At 56.1% G+C, this 22,559-nt stretch carries 18 protein-coding genes; 8 read left to right on the plus strand and 10 right to left on the minus strand.

The window, feature by feature from the left end; translation table 11 throughout:
* Positions 1–189: 189 nt before the first annotated feature.
* From METMA_RS0107550 to METMA_RS0107580, 5 genes are all read left to right on the plus strand, one after another.
* Positions 190–2,379 (plus strand): glycoside hydrolase family 3 N-terminal domain-containing protein, encoded by a 2,190-nt coding sequence (locus tag METMA_RS0107550; RefSeq protein ID WP_232216334.1) that lies wholly within the window; start codon positions 190–192, stop codon positions 2,377–2,379.
* Positions 2,380–2,733: 354 nt separating this feature from the next.
* Positions 2,734–4,035: a sugar MFS transporter gene (locus tag METMA_RS0107555; protein ID WP_020158470.1), complete on the plus strand. Its 1,302-nt coding sequence runs from the start codon at positions 2,734–2,736 to the stop codon at positions 4,033–4,035.
* A gap of 275 nt (positions 4,036–4,310) precedes the next feature.
* The gene (locus METMA_RS0107565) at positions 4,311–5,363 is read left to right on the plus strand and encodes an acyltransferase family protein (RefSeq protein ID WP_027147122.1); all 1,053 of its coding nucleotides are present in this window, start codon (positions 4,311–4,313) and stop codon (positions 5,361–5,363) included.
* A 256-nt stretch (positions 5,364–5,619) separates the two neighbouring features.
* Complete coding sequence (locus METMA_RS24215) at positions 5,620–6,111, plus strand: hypothetical protein (protein WP_051114334.1); 492 nt, start codon at positions 5,620–5,622, stop codon at positions 6,109–6,111.
* 162 nt (positions 6,112–6,273) lie between these two features.
* On the plus strand, positions 6,274–6,972 hold the full coding sequence (locus METMA_RS0107580; protein ID WP_020158475.1) for a class I SAM-dependent methyltransferase: 699 nt from the start codon (positions 6,274–6,276) through the stop codon (positions 6,970–6,972).
* Between the two features lie 160 nt (positions 6,973–7,132).
* On the opposite strand, the gene METMA_RS24220 is transcribed toward METMA_RS0107580, so the two are convergent.
* Positions 7,133–8,479 (minus strand): hypothetical protein, encoded by a 1,347-nt coding sequence (locus METMA_RS24220; protein WP_020158476.1) that lies wholly within the window; start codon positions 8,477–8,479, stop codon positions 7,133–7,135.
* Between the two features lie 90 nt (positions 8,480–8,569).
* The gene (locus tag METMA_RS25730; RefSeq protein ID WP_084254097.1) at positions 8,570–11,062 is read right to left on the minus strand and encodes a LamG-like jellyroll fold domain-containing protein; all 2,493 of its coding nucleotides are present in this window, start codon (positions 11,060–11,062) and stop codon (positions 8,570–8,572) included.
* 596 nt (positions 11,063–11,658) lie between these two features.
* Here METMA_RS25730 and METMA_RS0107600 point away from each other — a divergent pair.
* Positions 11,659–12,342 (plus strand): type 1 glutamine amidotransferase domain-containing protein, encoded by a 684-nt coding sequence (locus tag METMA_RS0107600; RefSeq protein WP_027147123.1) that lies wholly within the window; start codon positions 11,659–11,661, stop codon positions 12,340–12,342.
* Between the two features lie 8 nt (positions 12,343–12,350).
* Here METMA_RS0107600 and METMA_RS0107605 read toward each other — a convergent pair whose 3' ends face one another.
* The 3 genes from METMA_RS0107605 to METMA_RS28015 form a co-directional block, all read right to left on the minus strand.
* Positions 12,351–14,078 carry a hypothetical protein gene (locus tag METMA_RS0107605; protein WP_020158480.1) on the minus strand — a complete coding sequence of 576 codons (1,728 nt, stop codon included), beginning with the start codon at positions 14,076–14,078 and terminating at the stop codon, positions 12,351–12,353.
* Between the two features lie 396 nt (positions 14,079–14,474).
* On the minus strand, positions 14,475–16,043 hold the full coding sequence (locus METMA_RS0107610; protein ID WP_020158481.1) for an alkaline phosphatase: 1,569 nt from the start codon (positions 16,041–16,043) through the stop codon (positions 14,475–14,477).
* A 272-nt stretch (positions 16,044–16,315) separates the two neighbouring features.
* Positions 16,316–16,438 (minus strand): hypothetical protein, encoded by a 123-nt coding sequence (locus METMA_RS28015; protein WP_255360562.1) that lies wholly within the window; start codon positions 16,436–16,438, stop codon positions 16,316–16,318.
* A gap of 312 nt (positions 16,439–16,750) precedes the next feature.
* Between METMA_RS28015 and METMA_RS27770 the strand changes: the two genes are divergently transcribed.
* The gene (locus tag METMA_RS27770; RefSeq protein ID WP_232216335.1) at positions 16,751–17,389 is read left to right on the plus strand and encodes an Npun_F0296 family exosortase-dependent surface protein; all 639 of its coding nucleotides are present in this window, start codon (positions 16,751–16,753) and stop codon (positions 17,387–17,389) included.
* 457 nt (positions 17,390–17,846) lie between these two features.
* Positions 17,847–18,449 carry a VPLPA-CTERM sorting domain-containing protein gene (locus METMA_RS25735; RefSeq protein WP_020158485.1) on the plus strand — a complete coding sequence of 201 codons (603 nt, stop codon included), beginning with the start codon at positions 17,847–17,849 and terminating at the stop codon, positions 18,447–18,449.
* A 103-nt stretch (positions 18,450–18,552) separates the two neighbouring features.
* Here METMA_RS25735 and METMA_RS0107635 read toward each other — a convergent pair whose 3' ends face one another.
* The 5 genes from METMA_RS0107635 to METMA_RS0107655 all read right to left on the minus strand — a co-directional run bounded on the left by METMA_RS0107635 (position 18,553) and on the right by METMA_RS0107655 (position 22,539).
* On the minus strand, positions 18,553–19,356 hold the full coding sequence (locus METMA_RS0107635; RefSeq protein ID WP_020158486.1) for an alpha/beta fold hydrolase: 804 nt from the start codon (positions 19,354–19,356) through the stop codon (positions 18,553–18,555).
* Complete coding sequence (locus tag METMA_RS0107640; RefSeq protein WP_020158487.1) at positions 19,349–20,365, minus strand: M14 family zinc carboxypeptidase; 1,017 nt, start codon at positions 20,363–20,365, stop codon at positions 19,349–19,351. The genes METMA_RS0107635 and METMA_RS0107640 overlap by 8 nt, the downstream gene beginning before the upstream one ends.
* Positions 20,365–21,165, minus strand: coding sequence for a lysophospholipid acyltransferase family protein (locus METMA_RS0107645; RefSeq protein WP_020158488.1), 801 nt, complete (start codon positions 21,163–21,165; stop codon positions 20,365–20,367). Before METMA_RS0107645 ends, METMA_RS0107640 begins: the two co-directional genes overlap by 1 nt.
* Positions 21,137–21,928, minus strand: a complete 792-nt coding sequence (locus METMA_RS0107650) for a GNAT family N-acetyltransferase (RefSeq protein WP_027147125.1) — start codon at positions 21,926–21,928, stop codon at positions 21,137–21,139. Before METMA_RS0107650 ends, METMA_RS0107645 begins: the two co-directional genes overlap by 29 nt.
* A gap of 377 nt (positions 21,929–22,305) precedes the next feature.
* The gene (locus METMA_RS0107655) at positions 22,306–22,539 is read right to left on the minus strand and encodes a hypothetical protein (RefSeq protein WP_020158490.1); all 234 of its coding nucleotides are present in this window, start codon (positions 22,537–22,539) and stop codon (positions 22,306–22,308) included.
* Positions 22,540–22,559 lie beyond the last annotated feature (20 nt).

The following is a 22,559-nucleotide window of genomic DNA, read 5'->3' on the forward strand; positions in this document are numbered from 1 at the left end:
ATTAAACTAGGGCCATGAGTGTACTGTCTGATTTTTTACTGACCTTGAATGCCGTCCTTACGGCATTCGTTCCCAAAGTGAGCCACGGTCCGCGAAGCCCGGCTTGAGCAATTGAACTGGCGAAGAAAAAAGTTGAAAGCAAAACGTATTATTTTAATCCTGTCCCTGTTTAGTCTGTTGGAGTGGACCGTGACTGCACAAGCCGGAAACGAAGCCGTGGAAGCTAGCGTGAAACAACTGCTGTCGGAAATGACGCTGGAAGAAAAAGTCGGGCAGATGACCCAGGTCGATTTCAGCGTCGTCAGCACGCCGGAGGCTCAAAACGCCGAGCCGCCGGTCGACCGGGCCAGGCTGGAGGAGGCCGTGATCAACCGCCATGTCGGTTCCATCCTGAACGCGCCTCTCTCGCCCAATAATCGGGCGGCCCCGATTGAGACCTGGCGGAAGATAACGGCCGCGATACAGGAGACGTCATCGAGAACGCGCCTGAAAATTCCGGTCATTTACGGCATCGACGCGATCCACGGCGCGACTTACACGCAGGGCGCCGTGCTGTTTCCGCAGGCCATCAGCATGGCCGCGACTTTCAATCCGGAATTGAGCTTTAAGGAAGGCGAGATCACGGCCCGCGAAGTGCGCGCGTCGGGCCTGCCGTGGAATTTCGCGCCGGTCATGGATATTGGCCGGCAGCCGCTCTGGCCGCGCCTTTGGGAAACCTATGGCGAGGACGTGCATCTGTCATCGGTCATGGGCGCCGCCTATATCAAAGGTCATCAGGGCGATGATTTCTCGGCGCCGGACAAAGCGCTGACTTGCCTGAAGCATTATGTCGGCTACAGCTTTCCGATCAACGGCAAGGACCGGACACCGGCCTGGATCGGCGAGCGCATGCTGCGCGAGTACTTCCTGCCGCCCTTCGAGGCCGGCGTGCAAGCCGGATCGCCGACGATCATGGTCAACTCGGCCGAAGTCGACGGCATTCCTGGCCATGCCAACTATCAGTATCTGACCACGATATTGCGCGGCGAACTGGGCTTCAAGGGCTTCACCGTCTCCGACTGGGAAGACATCAAGCGCCTTTATACGCGCGACAGACTGGCCGCCTCGCCGAAAGAAGCGGTCAGGATCGCGGTCATGGCCGGCGTGGACATGAGCATGGTGCCGTTCGATTTTTCCTTCTATGACCTGCTGATCGAACTGGCCCGGTCGGGCGAAGTGCCGATGTCGCGCATCGACGAGGCCGTGTCCAGAATCCTGACCGTCAAGTTCCAGGCCGGACTGTTCGATACAGACAGGCCGGTGCCGCCCGTCGAGGGCCATTTCGCCACTCCCGATGCCGTGGAGACGAACCGTCAGGCCGCGCGCGAATCCATCATTCTGGCCAAAAACGACCACCACATCCTGCCCTTGAAAAAGGACGCCAGGATTCTGGTGACGGGGCCGACCGCCAACCTGCTCAGCGTCATGAACGGCGGCTGGACCATTACCTGGCAGGGCGACAACGAGAGCCTGTATCCGCAGGACAAACCGACCGTCTTCGAAGCCCTGCGGAAAAAATCGGCCGGCAAGGTGACCTATGTCGGCGGCCAGTCGTTTGCCGATCCGATCGACATCGATAAAGTCGTCGCCGAGGCCGGGAATCATGATTATGTCCTGCTGGCCCTGGGCGAAAAGCCGTATACGGAAACCCTGGGTAATATCGAGTCATTGATGCTCGACCAGACGCAGATCGATCTGGCGAATGCCGTGATCGCGACCGGCAAGCCGGTCATCCTGCTGATGCTGGGCGGCCGCCCGCGCATCATCACGGCCATCGCCGACAAAGTGCCCGGCGTGATCCTGGGCTTTCTGCCGGGCATGGAAGGCGGCGAAGCCATCGCCGACATCGTCTATGGCGACTACAACCCCGACGGCAAGCTGCCCATCAGCTATCCGAGAAACACCAACGATATCGTGCCGTACGACCACAAGCCGATGGAATCGTACGATGGCAACGCTTACAAACCGCTCTATCCGTTCGGGCATGGCATGAGCTATACGACGTTCGAGACCCGCGGTCTGAGCGTGGACAAGGCGCAGATTAAAATGGGCGAAAACGTCACCGTCCGTGTCAGCGTCAAAAACACCGGCGCGCAGAAAGGCAAGGAGACCGTGCTGCTGTACCTGAACGACGTTGCGGCCTCCGTGACGCGGCCCGCCAGACAGCTGAAAGCGTTCAAGAAAGTCGAGCTGGAACCGGGACAGGAGCAGCCGTTGAGTTTTACCCTGACGCCGCGCGACCTGTCGTTCATCGGCATCGACATGAAGCGCATCATCGAGCCCGGCGAGTTTAAGGTGATGGTCGGCCAAGAAACGGCCGGCTTTTCTGTAACGGAGTAATTTAAGTGTAGGGTACGCATCGCGTATCTTTTCGGCGCCATGGCAAGCCGGTAAATCTGAACAGGTACGAGACTGTGAAAGTATTCAATTTAAAAGATTTAACCACGAAGGACACGAAGCACACGAAGCTTTAAGTTATTGATTAATTTTATTTTTTCTTCGTGTCCTTCGTGATCTTCGTGGTGAATAAGGCTTTTTATGACGCTTTTCACTAATTCTTTCACAGTCTGGTACGCAATGCGTACCCTACACGCTTACATAACAAGTAACTCAGCAGCGGGACGGGGTTTCAAACCCCGTCCCGCTTGGTTTAAGCTTACAGAACCAATAAATATTAACAGACAGGATTCAAGCATGGCCGATATACCCCCTACCGCAACGGCATCCGGCAATCCGGCGGACAACGCCGAAAATTCCTATTCCGGCACCCTTGCCATACTGACCTCGCTGTTTTTCATCTGGGGCTTCATCACCAGCCTGAACGATATCCTGATTCCTCACCTGAAAGCGGTGTTCACGCTGAACTACTCGCAGGCCATGCTGATCCAGTTCTGCTTTTTTACGGCTTATTTCGTGGTTTCAGTGCCCAGCGGCCACCTGGTCGAGAGGATTGGTTTCAAGGGCGGCATTATCACCGGACTAGCCATCGCGGGACTGGGCTGCCTGCTGTTTTATCCGGCCGCCGGCCGGCATTCCTATCCGCTGTTTCTGACCGCCTTCTTCGTGCTGGCTTCCGGCATCACCTTGCTGCAGGTCGCGGCCAACCCCTATGTGACCATTTTAGGGAAACCTGAAACCGCCTCCAGCCGCTTGACCATGACGCAGGCCTTCAATTCCCTGGGTACGACTATCGCGCCTTATTTCGGCGCCTTGTTCATTCTGTCCGCGGCCGTCAAAACGGCCGATGAGATCCGGCTGTTGAGCGCCGGGGATCTGTCCGCTTATCAAGCCGCGCAGGCGGCGGTCGTGCAACAGCCTTATCTGCTGCTGGCCGGGGTTTTGTTCCTGATTGCCGGCTGCTTTGCCGCGATCAGACTGCCTAAGGTAACGCCCGCCGAATCACCCGTTCAGCAAGCGGCTGATGAGACTGTTTATCAGAGCGCCTGGGATTACCGTCACCTGGTCCTGGGCGCGGTCGGCATTTTCGTTTACGTCGGCGCGGAAGTCTCGATCGGCAGTTTCCTGGTCAATTATCTGGCTGAGCCTGCCGTTTCGGGACTGGCGGAACGCGAGGCCGCGAAGTATGTCTCGCTGTACTGGGGCGGGGCCATGGTCGGCCGCTTTGCCGGCGCGCTGGTCATGCGCAATATCCATGGCGGCAAAGTCCTGACCTTCAACGCCCTGGCCGCTGCCGTTCTGGTGCAGGCAAGCATGGCCGGCAGCGGCCCTGTGGCCATGTGGGCCATTCTGGCTGTGGGACTGTGCAACTCGATCATGTTCCCGACGCTGTTTTCACTGGCCATCAACGGCCTGGCGAAACATACCGGCCAGGGTTCCGGGATTCTATGCGCGGCCATCGTCGGCGGCGCCATCATTCCCGTTGTGCAGGGCCTGTTCGCCGACCGGATCGGCATACAGCCGGCCTTTTTTATCCCCGTTCTCTGCTATTTATACATCGCTTATTACGGTTGGCAGGGTCATAGGTTTTTATCTTAAGCAAACTTTAACGGTAATAGTGTTGAATTATCAAAACATGCGCCTGAGTCAGGCCAATTCAATTGATAAACAGAAACAACAAATCAGCATTTAATGAGCCATAAAAACCGGACAGAGGGTAAAGTCCGGCATGCCGAAGCGGCGGTTTTCCGCAAAAAAAGCGCCAACCCAGCCCACTGGTTAGGCTTTAGCCATAATAATGTTGAATTACCTGATCCTGCATATAAGATATGCATTTTCTGAATAGTCGTTAGTCAAAAAGAACGGAGAGTTCAATGAGTGAACGTAGTGCATGGGTGGACTATGCAAAGGCCATTGGCGTGTTTTTGCTCGTGTATGGCCATGTGGCCAGAGGCGTGTTCCATGCAGGGATTCAGATCGATGAAAAACTGTACAGGCTGACCGATAGCATCATTTACAGCTTTCACATGCCTTTATTTTTTTTCCTATCGGGCCTTTTTTTTTGCGGCTCACTGAACAAGAGAGGGCCGACAGGAGTATTCGCCAGCAAGGTTGATACGATCGTCTATCCCTATCTGTTATGGTCTATCTTGCAAGGCACCCTGGAAGCCTATTTGTCTTCCTATACCAATAGCAATATCAGCTATTCGGATGTGTTTGCCTTGTTGTGGCAGCCAAGAGCGCAATTCTGGTTTCTTTATGCGCTATTCATGATCTTTACCCTGGCGACGCTGGTTTTCAGTAAGGCGCCGGACAAACTTGCGCTGCCGGTCTTTGCCGCATCCATATGCGCTTATATTTTTCAGACCGACATACCGTCAGCATTTCATCTCAATTTCATCACCAACAATTTTGTGTTTTTTGTTTTCGGCATATTGCTGCGCAGGTGGTCCGAATCAGACTGGCTGGCGTCAAAATACCTGTTGCTGGCTGCCTTCACCGGATTCATTGGCTCTCAATACCTGTTCCATGGGTTACTCGGCCTGTCATATGTCCATAAAGGCGGATTGTCTTTATGGGTGGCCCTGGCATCCATATTGTTCATAGTGGCCCTGTCCAAAAACCTGGCGAAAAAGCCGGCCGCCTGGTTCAGGCTGATCGGTTCGTCGTCAATGGCCATATACCTGATGCATATATTGGCCGGCAGCGGCACACGCATCATGCTGATGGATATTTTCAATATCAATTCGGGTTCAGTTCATCTGGCGGCCGGTTGTGTTATAGGCATAGCGGCGCCTTTGCTGGTTGCACGGTTAATCAGCCGCTACAGGATTCCTTTTGTGTTTTCGCTGCCCATCAGCCGGTTCACGTATGACTGCTACAGCCGATTGTTCAGGAAAAATGCCGGAGCATCCGTGCCGGATTGATCAGAAAGCGCATCAATTATCACCCATCCGGATCAGACAATGCATGGCGCCCGACATAACACGTTAGAAAAGCGCGGCATCGATAGCCGCGAATCAAGCGGCGACAGACAGACAAACATTCAGCTCCGGTTCTTTGTGATTGACATCTGTTTCGCGTTTGCTAGCATTCAAACTGAGTTGACTTTATGTCAACTTGCCCAATCAAGATCCATTCAACCTGTTGGTTTTTTTCAATCTTTGAAAAAGGAAAATAACAATGAAGAAATGTGCTTGTTTGTTTTTTTTCGGCTCAGTATTGGCCATTAGCACCCCGGCCATTGCCGAAAACCGTGCCGTTAATATTTCCATCGGCAGTATTGGCGGTGAACTTGATGAGGCGGCTGTACAGACAGTTCGCCAGGTCATCGGCCATGCCGTCGCCAATCAGACTGTCGAAAAATACCTGGTAAAGGGCCCCGGTCCCGGTTTACCCCTTCCCGTCGAAGGCAATCTATCGATATGCGCCGAAGCCGGTTCGAACACAGCTGACGCGGAATTTGACGCCTTCATCGAACAATTGCACTCAATCAGCCCCAAGCAAGGCACTTTCTACACTATTGAACCCGCTGCAAACTGCGGCACGAATGACAATATCGATGACACTATTTACTGCACCATGGATGCGATGCAGTGTCCCGATGGCTCCTGGGTAGGCCGCCAGCCGCCTTCCTGCGAGTTCGCCCCTTGTCCGGAAGAGAGGAAGTTTTAACGCCTTAAAAGGCGCCCTTCTCCGCGGTAAAAAGTCGCATCCGGCATATATCCGGCTTTTTACCGCACCCGGGTCTATCAATTAGTCCGCCTGCCGGTGGTATCGTACCCGACCGGCGGACTACAATCGCCAACGATTACCTTCGACAAGCCACTTGCCCCTATGAGTTATACACTGGACCAAATCGTACCGTGGGGACGTTCCTACGATGAATACATCAGTATGTTCGCGCTCACGAACGCTGAGCTAAAGCTCGGCATTCTCGGTTGCGGCGACGGCCCGGCCGGATTCAATGCGGAATTGACCCGGCGCGGCGGCCGCGTCATTTCAGCCGATCCGATCTACGCCTATGACGCCGCGCAAATTAAAAGCCGCATCCTGGCGACTTATGAAACCGTGATGGCGCAAACGCGACAGAACAAGGACAATTTTGTCTGGGAAACGATCTCTTCGGTTGAGGAACTCGGGCGCGTTCGCATGTCCGCGATGGACGGGTTTCTGTCGGATTACGAAAGCGGAAAAAGCGCCGGTCGCTATATTACCGGTGAATTACCGTCTCTGCCGTTTGCAAGCGGCGAATTCGACATGGCGCTGTGTTCACACTTCCTGTTCCTGTACAGCGAGCACTTATCGGCCGAATTTCACCTTCAGGCGCTGCAGGAGATGCTGCGCGTAGCCCGCCAGGTGAGAGTCTTTCCCTTGCTGACGCTGGCCGGAACCCGGTCCCCCCATCTGGACTTCGTCATGCAACAGCTTGCGCGCCAAGGCCTGCATGTCGAGATCAGGCGCGTCTCTTACGAATTTCAGCGGGGCGGCAATGAAATGCTGCTTATATCCGGCCCGCCGATATACGGGGCTTAAGGAAAGCGCCAACCCCCTCTTCGGGCCGAGTCTCCCGCCCAAGAATCGGCCCATTACAGGTTACGAAAGTGATACATGCCGGATGGCTCAATCACGCGTGACGGATTGTCCCGCTAACCGCGACTGCATGCGGTCGCGGCGGCGAATCCAACCGTTTTGGCTACTTGATAAGTTGCCTCTTGGCATTATTTATATTGGCGATTGCTTTCCTGGCAAGCTTGATCCGGGATGCCGGTTTGTTTGCGGCCTCCAGGATGAAGCCGCGCGCCTTTTTCAAAAAAGTGATCGCCTTGGGATGCAGCGCGCTGTCCGAAAGCACCTTAAGGGCATCGTCAATATCAAACACCGCGCGCTTGACCAAATCGTTGGGATGCTCCCCGGCCAGGTACTCGTTCCGGGACACCGCGCCCAGCATCGTGTTGACCTCGCGAATGTTATGCAAGACGTTAATGACCCTCAGAAACGCTGAGACGGCGATGATCTGCTCCGCGTCCAGGTTTTCAAAGTTTACCCGTTGCGCGGCCGGTGAATCGGTAAAGGCGCTGGTGTTATAAAATTCCACGGCTTCCTCAAGCGTCTTGGCTGAGTTGTTATGGAAGAATGGCGGAGTATCGGCGGCCTCCACCAGCGATGGCGTGTTGAACTCGCCGTTTCCCGGAGTGCCGGCGCCATCGTCAGGCGGATAAAACTCGCCGCTGAGATCCCTGGGTTGGTCAGGCATGTCTTCCACACCGGTGTTGAAATTTAAATTGCCGGCCTCGCTGTCGTCCAATGCATTATTCGCGCCGGCATTAACATGACAGAGCGAACACTGGCCTTCGTTTTGAAAGATATCTTGTCCTTGAAGCGCCACTTCGCTCTTAAGCGGCAGGGGCAACACCAATTCTTCCTGGCGCCCGAGAGAAAGCTGAAAGGCCTCCAGCGCATCCAGTTCTTCGTCTGTCGGCAGGCGAAAATCCACGCCCTCGCGCCGTTGCGTGGTCTTGGTGAAGTGCTGTCTCACCGCGCCCGTCGCAAATGAACGCAACGCGCCATCACCCGGCGCGCCATCCCCGGACCAGCCCAAGCCCGTGTGCGGTTGTCCCTGGGGACTGTTCATCGAGAATTTTTGCGCGAACACATGCGGAACACTACGCATGGTGAATTGGTTCGGAAGATCATCGAAGCCGTCCGCATTCACCATGATGAGCCCGAATTCACGCATTAATTTAGGATTTTCGAAATTCTCCATTAATGCCGGCACATATTCCGCCACGAACAGCGGGTCATCATCCGGCAGGGTGGCGATAAACTCGGGGTCGAGGGTCAAGTTATTTTCCGCGCGATGGCAGGTTCCGCAGGTTCGGCCGTTGCCATCGAAGGTTTCGTGGAAAAATAGCTCACGCCCCTTGGCGATGAGAGGATCTCCCGAATCCTTCGGCTCCGGTGGCTCCCTGGACGCCGCCGGCGCAGAGAATATCAGCATACTGGTCAATAGGATGAACGGGTTAAGCCATAAATTCTTCATTGTTTAAATCCCTTGCAAATGCTTGTTTTTCAATACGACGCAGATGCCGCAGTCTCAAAGTCCGTGCGGCGCCCTGCGTCACAGTCAGGCCTATTCGTTATAGAGATTCTGTATCTCGGCGGCTGAAAGCGCGCTGTTGTATAGGCGGAGGTCGTCGAGCACGCCGTTGAAGTAGTTCGAGCCCTGATCGCGCCCCAGCCGCACACTGTCCGGATTGGTCAGGCTGGTGGCGCTGAAGGCGGAAATATCCACTTGCCCGGAAAGCGCGCCGTTGACATATAGCTTCATCGAGCCGGCCCGGTCGACGGAAACCGCGACGTGGTACCAGGTTCCGGTAGCGGCGTTGGTTACGGCCAGTTTTTTGCTGGTCGTACCGAAGTCGATCAGCGCCGAGAGGCTATTCGTGTCATCGGTGCGGGTATGGAAACCGATATTTCCGGAGGCGCTGCTACGGTTATTGAATATGCCGGCAAAGCTTTTGAAGCCGGTGACCTTGACCCAATGGGCCACAGTGAAGTTACCGGTTGCAAAATCAATCTTGCCGGCCTCGCCGGAGGCATTTGTGCCGTTGAAAGCCGCGGCGTTGCCGATCTTGCCGGCCACCCAGGACACATTGCCGAGCGTGGCGTTATTCGTGCCGGTCGAATCGGCGGCGGTCGTGCCGGACGTTTCATCAAAGCGCCATTGATGCGCCGGCGTAGGACCGCCGCCGCCCGATGCATTCACCGTCACGGTGATCGCTGACGAACCGGTGAGGCTGCCGCTGTCGGTCGCCGACGCGGTGATGGTATGCTTACCGGCCGTCAGTGCCGAGGTCGAGAAACTGCCGCCGCTGCCGATAGCGCCGTTTATGGACGAACTCCAGTTCAACGAAGCGGTCAGATTGCCGTCCTCGTTGTCGTTCGCCGTGCCGGTAAAGGTAATCGTAGCGCCTTCGGTGAACGTCGACCCGTTGGCCGGCTTGGAAATGGCCGTTGTCGGGGCTGAATTACCGGCAACGGTAGTGTTAATGCGGATAATTTTAGCCTCCGACGGCACGCCGTCGGCATTCAGGAGGAACAGCATGTAATCTCCGGGCGGACAACGGTTGCTGCTCGACGGCGGCGTGATATTCAAGCCGCCGCTCGTTTTTGAGAACGCCAGATTCTTGTTGATGCGCTGATTCATGTTCTTCGTATGCGTCACCGCGGAGAGCCGGAGCATATTTACTGTCGTGATGCTGTCGGCATCCGCCGTGCCGACGAAGAACGGCTCGCCGTATTTCACGTTCGCCGGCGCCGAACTGATGACTGGCTGCGGACCTTTGAACAGATAGGGCGGAGAAAATATTTCGAGATTCGGATGATTGTTGCCTCCGATCACGGCCACGCGCGCGTCCGGCAAAAGTACGGCTTCGGAATGATAACCGCGATATTCGACCGGCATGGACCAAGTGGTCCATTTGTTTGTCGCCACGTTGTAATTAATGGCCGGTTTGGGACCGTCGTTAATGTCGGTGCCGTTGGCGCTGCTGCCGCCGGTCACCAGCAATGTCGCATCCGGCAGAATGGTTATATTGTGCTGGCGACGCGCCTGCGGCATGGAAGCCACGTTTTTCCAGGCCGGTGAAGTTGCGCTCAGGTCGATCGTCTCGGCGCTCGCTACCGGTGGTTTATGCCCGCCGGTATAGATTACTTTGTCTACATCGTACATGGCGGCCGAACCGTAATTGTCGCGTCCCCCCACCTTGCGCTTGGCCACATCCGTCCATGAACCGGCGCCGGACGTGTCGAGGTAGCGCGACATGGATGTCGCCACAAACACCTTGCCGTTCGATGCCAGGAACGCCGCCGGATAAAGCGCGAGACTCATATCCGCGCCGGTAAGATCGCGCCAGGAATTGCTGTTTGCCTGCCAGACTTGAGGAATCGTGTTCCGTGTCCCGTCTTCCTTATTGCCCGACATCGTCACCACGTCGCCATTGCCCAGCGTCACCTGCGTCGGATACCAGCGGCCGCCGTTCATATCCGGCAACGCCGTGAAGGTATTCGCGACCGGATCGTAAATACTGGCGTTAGGCAGACCTAGCAAATCGGTTTCGGAACCGCTCGTGATCAGCACCCGCCCGTCGGCCATGAGCGAATGACCGCTGCAGAAAGGGGAATAACCTAACAAGGGCAGATCCGTCAGCGTGTCCGCGATCGGGTCCCAAAGAATCGGATCGTCGGTGTTCGGGTAAAACATAACCTTGCCGGTCGGCAGCAGAATGGAGTGTACCGGGCGCCACGGCAACGTGCGCACCGGCCCCCATTCGCCGACGACGGCGGGATCGGCCGCTTGAGCGACGGAAGGCGGCAGGCTGAGCCCGCTGGCCGCGAACCCTAACAGCAAGAGTGAGCAGGTTCGCGCCGAAAGGCGCCGCGTGAACGGTGCCGCCGATCGAACCTCCCGACGGCTCGCGTTCATACGTGTGGTTGGTTGAACCGGCGCATCATGCCGCGGATTTCCCGTCCATCGAGCGAATGCGGCATTCTCGACCTCAGTCTGCCTGAGGCATCCGGACATCGGCTCGAGTTGATTATCATTAGGCCTGAAATTTGTCATGGCGAATACTCCTTAGTCTTTTGACGATAGTGGTCAAGCATTTTCGGACACAGAAATAGGCTTTTTCCCTGTTTTTTAAGGTATCGTTTCCAGACCGGGCCGCCGGTTCTCGGCTTCCTGTTGCCGGATACGCTGCGGCTCGGCAGTAATCGGCCTGCCGACCACGTCCCCTTCTGCCAAATTCGGCCTTCATCCGCATTATCCAACGGCGCGCCGCTGTTTCACTCGGATCCCTGGCTTGACAGACCTGGCTGACACTCAAGCTCCGCAAATTAAACATAGGCTTTCCAAATACGGCACACAATCAGTATGAATGCCTATTCCTTAACTGAGATACTGAATCGCGATGTAGGCATCGCTCCCACGAACCTGGATGGATAGCGGAGGTAATTTTTAGCCGAATCCGCCCCTACCGGGGCCTGAGTCAATTGTGCGCGTAACATCAGTTATGTAAGGCCTTATAGGCAGTTCCCATGGATTTAAGCGGAGCGATGGACTATTGCTTATCGGCCCTGTCTAACGATTTCACCCATGTGGACGCTGGCGGCGTGCCGCCGGGCTTCCAAAATCGCTTCCCCAACTGCTGGAGGTTTACCATGAAGATTCTGATTGTGCTCACGTCCCATGACCGGCTCGGCGATACGGGCGAGAAAACCGGGTTCTGGCTGGAGGAGTTCGCCGCGCCCTATTACCGGCTGAAGGATGCCGGCGCGACGATCACGCTGGCATCGCCCCAAGGCGGTCAGCCGCCGCTCGACCCGAAAAGCGACTTGCCCGAAAACCAGACCGAGGCCACGCAGCGCTTCCGCTCAGACACCGCCGCGCAGGCTGAGCTTGCCGATACGAAAAAACTGGCCGACGTGTCCGTCGACGAGTTCGATGCCGTGTTCTTCCCCGGCGGACACGGCCCGATGTGGGACATGCCCGACAACAGCGATGCCATCGCGCTGATCGAATCCTTCGTGCAAGCCGGCAAGCCGGTCGCCGCGATCTGCCATGCACCGGCCGCGCTGATCAATGTGCGCGGGAAAGAGGGCGAGTATCTGGTTAAAGGCAGGCGCGTGACCGGGTTTACCAATACCGAAGAGGAGGCGGTGGGATTGACGTCTGCCGTGCCGTTCCTGCTGGAAGACCGCCTGAAGCAGCGGGGCGGCATTTACGGCAGGGCCGACGACTGGGCGCCCCATATTGAAGTGGACGGCAAGCTCGTAACCGGCCAGAACCCGGCCTCGTCGGAGCCCGCCGCGGAAGCGTTGCTGCAGCTGCTTCGCGCGACTTGAGCCGGCGTCTATTCACGCAACTCGATCCGATAGGCCTCGATCATGGCTTTTCTCGTGTCCGGATCGGTTGAAGCGATATAAAGCTTGTTGTCGTGGATAACAGGCGCGGACAGGGGGCGCCCTGTTCCCTGCATGGCGCCTTTGGCCGCCAATGTGCCGTCTTTCAGGCGAACGCCGTAAATCATGCCGGGTTTTGCAATGTCGACCACCCAGACATAAGGCTCGCCTTTTTTGCCCAATGTGGCAATGACCGGCAAGCTCGGATGGCTTCTGAAAGAATCCACCGCTTCCTGGCTTTTCGGGTCCGGAAACTGCCAGATCCGCCTGAATTGCGGACGGCCGTTTTCGAGCACGATTTTCAGGGCGACGAGGCCCGCCGGGTGGGTTTTATCGGACACAAACGTGGCCAGGACCACGACCGGCTCCTGATCGACATACGCCATGACCGGCTGCGTCACCATCATGCCCCGCCAGCTTAATGTGCACTCGTCCTCGGCGGTGCCGCACAGTTCGACGACCTGCAGACGGTCGTACTGCGTGCCCAGATGATCGGCGTCGATCAGGTAGGCGCCGCCATCCTTACCCGGCTGCACCAGCACCGAAGAATCGTTTTGCAGGTCGACCTTGATAGGCGCGTTCGCGCCCAGGTCATAATCCATGCGCGCCAGACATTCCCAAAAGGTTTTGTCGTCGCACTCGCCGCCGTGCGGCAGCAACGGCGGACTGTTGTCCGGCAGGCGCGGAATGAACAGATTCTTGCAGGAGGCCATGCATTCTTTGGACGGATTGACCGGATCGAAGTTGGCGCACAGCCCGGCATCGCAGCCGGGATCGAATTGCAGTCCCGGTTTCAGGCGCATCACGGTGTTGGCATAGTCGCGCCGGGCCAGATCTATCTGGCCATTGCCGATCGGCGCAAACAGCTCGAAATCATCGCCGGTTTGATAAACCTGCGGACCGGCCGGCGTCCAGATGCCGCCGCCGCAGATCATTTCTATCGTGCCGTAGGGCGCCGTAACCGGACATTCGGCCTCCGGCGTCGTCACCAGCACATTGCTAACGGCCGACGTACTGCCTTTTTGCCGCCAGGCGTCCATGTCGATTTCGAAAATCCAGCCGTGAAAAGGCTGGCTGTCGCCTGAATTGCCGAAGGAAGCGTAAACATAACCGAGTTCGGTCCCCGATTTTGACGCATGCTTGACCGCCGAATGAGAAAAAGCCATGGGCGGATCGAACTTGACGGTGGCAACGCCATCGGCGGCGGGCACCTCGGCCGATAAAGCCAGCACCGGAAAACTGTCGTGCAGTTGCTTGCGGGTCATGTCGATCACGGCGAGACGGTGGCTGGTGCGTCGGCCCTGTTCAAGGCATTGGTACAGTACAACAAGCTTGTCGCCGATCAGCGCCGGTGTCGACACAATCTGCGCCTTCTGGCCGGCGGGAACCGGGACTTCAATCTGCCATTCCAGCGCGCCGGTATCGACATTTTGAATCGCAATCATGCCGTTGGAGGCCGCCACGACCAGCAAAGGCCGGCCTTGAGACAGGTCCAGCAACGGCGACGCAGTGATGCTCTCGTCGAAAGTCACGGCGGGCCGGTTTTCGCCAGGAAAGATGCCGGTCAGATTAAAGAATTCCGGCTTGTCTGCCGCGGCGCGATAGACGACGCCATAGCTTAGCGCCGCCAGAGTCAGGGCGATAGCGGCGGCGGTAAAAAAACGTTGGGCAAATGTCATTGCGTTATAACTCTACATACGGTAGGGGATGAGGCTAAAAAGATTATCCCAGGCAGGCTAAAAAAGATGTTCCACAGGAGACACGAAGAAAATAATCCTTATCAATTCAAGCGATTGAAAACGTCGTGTTCTGTATCCTCTATGGTTATCCGTTGAATAATGTTAGGGAGCAGTAGGGTAACCGCCATTCAGTTAAGCTTGACTTAACGGCATTCGACCCGGCATGCGCCCCAGGCTTTTAACGCGGGTAGCGGACCGAGTGCAGGCGAATACTTTCCGGGACAAAGGTGAACCCGCCGCCAAGCGAGCATGGCGGTCCGGTCGGCCGGGCATAATATAAACTATTAATTGGCGTTAAAAAAACGAATTCTTTCCCAACCGGTCAATCAGCTCCCGCTACTGCAGCGCGCGGCTGATCAATTGCCCTGTTTGCGTATGATGAAGGATTCTGGCGAACGGCTTGATGCTGGCTTCCGGCCCCTGCGCGAACACGTAAACCGGCGTGCTGGTATGGGTGCCGGTCGCCCAGACCACTTGCTGGCTGGTCGCGACAGCACGCGCCAGCAGGTTTTCGCGGTTCTCCCGCTGATAGACGAAAAACGCCCCGTTGTCCCCCATTTTCGGGACCCGCCTGGCGCCCAGCGCGTGGTGGCCGGCATGGAAGAACGGGTTATCCTCGGTCGCCAGAACGGTCCTGGCCTGGGCTTCGGAGATCTTGAACGCGGTATGGCGGTTGACCAGTTCGGCCAGTTTTGCCGGCGTCTGCCGCAGCAGAGGCAACGCGTCGAAGCGTTGGAAAATATCATGGTAGCTGAGCTGTTGCGCGTAAAGTTTGTCCAGCACCTCGGGGCTGCCGAAATTAAAGCCGGGCGCGAACAAACTATTGGCGAAGGCGGCGCCGGGCAATTTACGCGGCGGCGGGAGGTTCTCGGCCGAATAGCTGAAGCCGAAGCCGCCCGTTTCGTGGTCGGCCGTCACGATGATCAGCGTGTCCTGCCGGTTTGCCGCCCAGTCCAGCACGGCATTCAACATGTCGTTGAAGCGCAGCATTTCGTGCAGCAGCAGGCCCGTATCGTTGCGATGCGAGGCCCAGTCGATCTGCCCGGCTTCGATCATCAGAAAAAAACCGCGCTCATGGTCGTCCAGAAGATCCAGCGCCTTGACCGCCATTTCCCGCAGCGTCGGCACCTCCCGGCCGGCATCGCTACGCAGCCTGGTTTCAACGATGCCGTCGGGCATGCCGGAGCCGGCGAACAAGCCCAGCGTTTTGCCCCGGGCCTGTTGCAGCTGGGCCTTATTGAACGCCAGCGTATAACCCTGCCGCCGCGCGGTCTGCAACAGATCCTTGTTGTCCGTGCGCTTGGATTTGACCTGCGGAGCGCCGATCAGGTACGGAAACGGTCTTTTGGCCTGCCGGGGAATCCAGTAGCTTAAGCCGCCCGACAGCATGACATCGGGCTGCGCGGCCAGCAAATCCTCGGCGATGTCATTTTCCTGGCTGCGGTGCGTCTGATGCGCGGCAAACGCGGCGGGCGTGGCATGCGTCATGCGCGTGTCCGAAACCAGCCCGGTCGCCTTGCCCAGACGCCGGGCTTTTTCGATGAGGTTTTCCTGGCGGTTGCCGTCCTGGTCCAGGCCCAGCATTTCCGAGCCGGCCGGAAGGCCCGTGGCCAGTTGGGTGGCCGACGCGGCCGAATCGGTCACCAGCGTATCGGCCGAGTAGGTCATGGCGATGCCCAGCCTTCCCTGTTCCATCATGCGGTCCAGCGCCGTTTGGCGGTCGCGTATCACGGCATGAGGCGCCTGCCGCGCATAGGACAGCAGCAGGCCGACCTGCTGCGGCCCCATGCCGTCGCCGATGATTAAAATGACGTTTTTGACCGCCGTGTCCGGCTTGATATTTTCCGCCGGCGTGCAGCCCAGCAGAACAAGGGCGAAGAAACAGTAAATCCGGGTTTTCAGCATGTCGTGTTGGTAGCGTTACTTTATTTTTATTACCTGATGGGTAAGGTATTTTTACTACAAACAGCACGAAGAAAGGAAAATAAAAACCTCCTGTCCTCGGCACGCAGCGACGACCGTTCCCTGCGCTGCGCGTTGTGCTCCAGAGGGGACAGCGCCTGCAGCCTTGCAGTCAGGTCCGTGACATCCCCGTTGTCATTGGTAAAGCGGGCGGACTTTTGAGGCAGGTCGCGCAACATAATGATTGATCCCAATAAATTTCTAAAAACGGCGGCCTAATTATGCGCCATGAGCTGCTGGGCGATGCCCATGTAGGCCAGCAACTGGCCGTAGATCAAACCGAAAGCGGCGGCAACGGCAAGCAGGCCGGTCACAATGTCTTTTTGTAACTTATTCATCTGGCTATCCTCGCGCGTTGGAAAAACCGGCAGCATAACCAATTTACAAGTAAATTCCGTGACAGGCCGATGACGGTTTTATGACAATATCCGGATTGACGTGTTAGCGTAAACTCGGCATGCATGCCCCGAAAAGCCGGATTTATTGATCCAGCCAATTTCACTGGCGCGGTTATAACTTTTTGAGATTTATCACCTAAATGGGTGATGACAGGATTGGCAAAAGCAAAGATACTCTACCGCTAACTTACGAGTTGGGTATTTTTACGTCCATGCCTAACTTTTGTTCCAATAATGGACGTTGGAGACAAAATGAAAAAATCTTTATCTTTAGGTAGTTTAGTAATTACAGCCGCTCTAACTTTTCCAGCATTCGTCACAGCGGCCCCAATTCTTGGTCAAGGATTGCCAACAGACCATGTTAACTTAGCCGGGGGCACTGTAATTGATTTTGAATCAACAGGTGTCGTCAACGTTCCTTCATTGTCAATATCTGGCGTTACATTTACCGGCAATACTAATATCGAAGTGGATAGTGATTTCGCTGGAAACTACAATACTCGTGGAACGTTTCATATGACTAATCACGGTAGCGGCCCTGATAGTTTCCGATTTGATTTTGACGCTCCAGTAGATGCTTTCGCATTCTTATGGGGAGCTGCTGATTACGACTGGACATTATCGGCTTTTAATGGCAACACTTTACTTGAAACGCTCATATTGAACCCCACTCGCGGCAGTAACTTAGGTGATTACTTTGGAATTGCTCATGCAGGCATGACTCATGCTACATTGACCGGCAACTTCATTGACTATGTGTTTATTGATAACTTTACCGTCAAAAGTGCCGATGTCAGCGCAGTTCCTGTGCCGGCTGCGGTTTGGCTGTTCGGTTCCGGCTTAATGGGGTTGCTGGGCTTCAACCGCAAACGCGCTCAGGCAGCGGCATAAAACCGACATTGCCCAATGATCAAACCGCCTTTCGGGAATCCGAAGGCGGTTTTTTATTATCTGACGTTACGCACAAATCGTTTCAGTCGTCTCGAGAACAAATGCCAACGGCAGAGTTCGATCCGGCAGAGCGCATACGCCATGCGCTAGGGATTCCGGCTTATGGCTCGGGTCTTTTTATGCGTTGTAGATGCGAATTTACTTGAGCTCTTCAGGGTATTCCCACTGCCTGTATCTCGATTTTTCCGGGTCGAATATCCTAAGGGGCATAAGTAAATTCGCTCCTACAATTACCTGACTTATTCCATGCCCTCTACTTCTCTTGTTTTTTGGATTTATCACCCATATGGGTGATGACGGAAGCGGGCAATGCAAGGATACTCTTTATCCAGGGCCTGCTAAGATTCAGAACAAATGGCAGGAGGTTAGAATTTTTGTTTAAGGGAAGCTATATATTATGAAAAAAATGCTTTGTTCTGCTGTGCTTTGCTCTGCGCTGTTTGGCGTAAATGCCGCACAGGCTGCTGTCCTGACTTTTGATGATTTGCCGGGTGACACATCTGCTGTAACCAATGGTTATGGCGGCTTCAATTGGAATGGCGCTACACAAATCGGTTCTATCAGCAGTTCTTTTCATCCTGGTTCTGGGTATGAATTTGGTACTGTGTCGCCTAACAATACTGTCTTCAATTTTTTTGGTTCTACACCAACCTATATCGACTGGACTGGCGCAGGTACGTTTGATTTTAACGGCGCTTACTGGACTTCAGCTTGGGATAGCGCTCAGTCTTTAACGTTTGAAGGCTGGAATAACGGTTCATTGTTATATTCATCGAACGCTTTTACTATCAATAACCAAAGCCCTCTGTGGATTGCATTGAATTGGACAGGTATTGATCACCTGGTGATCAATAACTCAGGAAGTCAATGGGCAATGGATAACTTCACTTTTAACGAAAATGTCAGCGCCGTTCCGGTACCTGCAGCAGTCTGGCTGTTCGGTTCAGGCTTAATGGGATTGCTGGGCTTCAACCGCAAACGCGCTCAGTCTGCGGCATAAAACCGGCATTACCCAATGATCAAACCGCCTTTCGGTAATCCGAAGGCGGTTTTTTATTGTCTTCCATGTCCAAATGTATAAACTGGCGCCAATCAACAGCCTTTCAATTCTGCGCCACCCACTCCTGCAATTGAGTCACCACCCATGCCCCGTCATCCAGCGGCAGGTCATGGCCGGCCCAGGGATGGCTGCAGTAGCGCCAATGCCATTTTCGGTAGATGTCGACCGAGCACTCCGGCGCGACCAGGCGGTCGCCCCAGGCATTCAGCAGTAAAACAGATTGCTCGGGCTGCCGGTCGCAGGGCCGATAGCGCGCCGCGGCCCTGATCTGGCGCCAGCTGTTTTTAAGGCTGACCGGTCGTTCCCGCTGGATGCATTCCCAGGCCTTGAGCGTCCGTTCATCCGGCGTGCGATTACTGACCAGCGCCAGGATCGCCGCTTCGCGCCGGCGCAGGTTCCGCGTCAGCGCCAGCGCCGCCAGCCGGACTAAGCTCTGCCAGCGCAGCCGCTGATAGCTTGGGCTTAAACCGGCAAAACTGGTATTGATCAGCGCCGCGCCGCAGATATCGCCCGGATACGACAACATCCATTCGAAGGCGACCATCGCCCCCAATGACAGCCCCAGCACCGTGACCGGCTGTTGCAGCAGGCCGGCCTGCCGCGCCTGCGCGCGCACCTGGCGCGTGATCTGGCGGATCGAGTCCGGACTGGCTTCCCGGCAGTAGCGCCCGGTACCGGGCAGATCCAGCGCCGTGATTCCAGCCTCGGGGAACGCCGCCCGCAGCAGCGGCACGAAGTCACCCCAATGCGCCGATTCGCGGCTCAGTCCGCGCAGCAGAATCCAGTTGCGGCCCAAATGCCGGGAATCGTGCAACTTGAAGTTACTTGGTGTTTGCGCCTTATCCATACCAGAGATCGTTCGCCTTGTTGTGATACAGAATTCTCTCCCGTTCCTCCAACTGCGCCCACGGCTTCGGATAAAGCAGGCTGCGATGCAGGAAATCGAACAACATGAAATGCCGGCGGAAAATGCGCTGCTGGCGGTGCGGCAGCAGCGGATGAAACCACCCGTGCCGCGAGAACAGATGCAGCGGGCTTTTTCGCAGCCACAGCCAGGAGCCCATTTCCAGGGTCAACGGCATGAAGATGCGCCCGTCGGCATGCCGCTGCCGGAAACGATCAAACAGATAATCCCACAGATCGCCGTTGATCACGTACTCCAGGCACATCGGCTCGATCTTGTAGATATGATGCCGGTAACAGCGATCGAGCAGTTCCTTTAGAGCCAGGGCTTCGGCCACCAAGGCAAACGGCGTTCTGCGCCCGGCATAGGGAAACCACAGGCGATCCCGTATGCCGAAGCCCGAGTGCAAATCCAGCGCCATGGATATCGGCGAACCGAACAACTGCCGGTCCACGATACGGCAGACCGCCTGCGTCTCTTGCTCCATGTTCAGCGTATCGCCACGATACCAAGGCAGCCGGGGCGTCAGCCGGTGGCCGCTGTAGATCCGCGTGGCGCCCTCGCCTTCCACCGGCGCATTGCGCATCAGATCGACGCCGTTGCCGTTGCTGCGCATGCCGAAGCAGACGCCGACCGGATTCACGACCGGCACGAACACCAGCCGCGATTTTTCAAGCCGGGCCAGAAACTCCTCGTCCCAGTCCATGAGCTGGCTGATGCTCTGCATATAGGACAGGATAACCTCCGAACCGATTTTCTCCAGGCCGTGCACGCCGCCGAACAGCGCCAGCACGGGCACATCGGGCCGATTGGAGCCGAGCGTGATGCACTGAATCGGGAACTCATGGTCCCGGTATTGAATCCGCTCCACCTCCTCGACGCGCGCCCGGTCGCCCAGTTGCTCGATAATGCGGTTAAGCTGTTCGAGTTCCGGAAAAGTCTTAATGCCCATCAGACAACAGTTTGCGGCTTTTTATCGATAGCCAGCGGCTCAAGTTCCCGCACCAAAGCGATTTTTCTTACGATGCGGTCTCTCGCCTCGGCGCCGACGACATGGCGTGTATCGCTGGCGACCGTAATGACCGGCAGAAAGCTGATTCGGGCCTCGATTTTTTCCAGCGTCAGCATCCGGATTAAATGCGGCACGAACGCATCGTTGCCGATAAAAGGCGCAAGCGCCCGGGCCTCGCCCCGGTATTGCAGCGCCACCGGCTGAATCGCCGATTGCGTCAGCAAGGCCGGCTGGAAAAGCGACGGATGAAAGTGCAGAACCTCGTCGCCGCACGTCGTGGTGCCTTCCGGAAAAGCGATAATGTGACGGTTTTGCTGTAGCAGTCCGGCCATGGCGTCAGCGGTCGCCCGGATCTGCCGTTTGTCGCCGCGCCGAATAAAAATCGTGCCGGCCTGCCGGGCCAGATAGCCGATCACGGGCCAGCCTGAAACGTCGCTCTTGGCGACGAAACAAGCCGGCAGGCAGCGGCCGATCACAAGAATATCGAGCCAGGAGATATGATTGGAGACCAGCAGGGCGCCCCGTTCGGACGGTTCGCCCTCGACCACTGTCCTCAGGCATAAAACGGCACCGAACAGTTTGAGCCAATGCGTCTTCAACGCATCGTGCCTGATTCTGGCCTCCTCGGCCGAATATAGCCAGGTGATGGCGGGAAAAATACCGGCGGCGATAATCAGTCCATAGCTGAACAGCAGAATAATCAGTAAAAGTCTATAGCACAGCCGCGCAACGATCGTCATGTAGTCCTTGATAATCTCTCATATAATGCTTGCTGTAACGGGCCTGCAGTTGATCCAGCGGCAACAACATGAACAGATCCATGCAGTTGAAATCCGCATCCCAGCATGGCTCGCCGCAGACCAGCGCGCCGAAGCGCAGGTAAGCCTTCAGCAAGGGCGGGATGCCCGATTCATCGCGCTGGCAGCGCAGGGCTTCGGGCACCGGCACGCACGGACGGACCTGCATCGAAGCCGGGGCCTTGTTTTTGGCATCGATGCCGCGATATACCGCATCGACGGCAAAACCGCTGGGGCCGGGCGTAATGCTGGCGCAACCCAGCAAATAATTAAATCCGCCTTCCAGCGCGTATTGCACCAGCCCCGTCCACAATGTGGTCAATACCGCGCCGCCGCGATAATCCGGATCTACGCAGGTGCGGCCGATTTCCAGGAAACGGCCCGGCAGGGTCAAGACCCGGTCCAGCTCGAACTCGCTTTCCGAGTAAAAGCGACCCAGGCGCTGAGCCTGGTATTGGTTGAGCATGCGCGTGTAACCGACGATTTTGTCTGTGACGTTATCGAACACCACCAAATGCTCGCAATAATCGTCCACTTCGTCATAATCCAGGCCTTCCGCGCCGGTCTTGAGTTTGGCGCCCATCTCGCCGGCGAACACCCGGTAGCGCAAAACCTGGGCCTGTCTTATCAGCTCTTCCGAATGGGCAATGAAGCATTCCAAGCGTCTGGCCGGTTTGATTCGTACTGTTGCATCTATGTTCTTCATGTCTCATCAACGGTGAAATAACGATAGCACTACAATAAGCGCTCAAGATGTCAGCTGTGTGTCCGGTCTATGAACATTGCATGACAAAAAGCGGCATCCATCGGATGATGCGCAGGCTGTAGGGTCGAACTTGTGCCTCATAAGGTATTCGAGCCCTGACGTTTACTGTTCGCTATGGCAGTGCAGTGCGAATGAATTCGCACCTACGCGTGCATGGCTTATGACGCGGAGAATTTCAGACCTTGTCGGGATCGGCTATTTTTCGCGACCTGCGGGTCGTCCGGAAGGAGCGACTACTGGTTTGCACGGAAAGGCAGCAGTGCTCCTGGAGAAGACAAACGCCGGCAATGACCTCTGGCCGCTGTGCGCATGCTGTATCAGAATTTATTGCCGATCGATTTCAGAGACGATAAGTGGCGCAATGCACGGGTCTTGCGCCACAGCTTTTCTGTTTGCGGATGAAGCTTAAACAGCCGAATGATCAATCGCTTAACATCATTGGAGGCTTTGAGCATGATAGAGAGACCGACTATCATGGTCGGCAAGCCGAACGGAACCGGCAACGGGAACAGGATCATTCCTATCACAAAGACGACGCCGCCGATCGTCATCAGAAGAGATTTTCTTAGCA

It is taken from the genome of Methylobacter marinus A45 (assembly GCF_000383855.1).
In the GTDB taxonomy this organism is placed as follows: domain Bacteria; phylum Pseudomonadota; class Gammaproteobacteria; order Methylococcales; family Methylomonadaceae; genus Methylobacter; species Methylobacter marinus.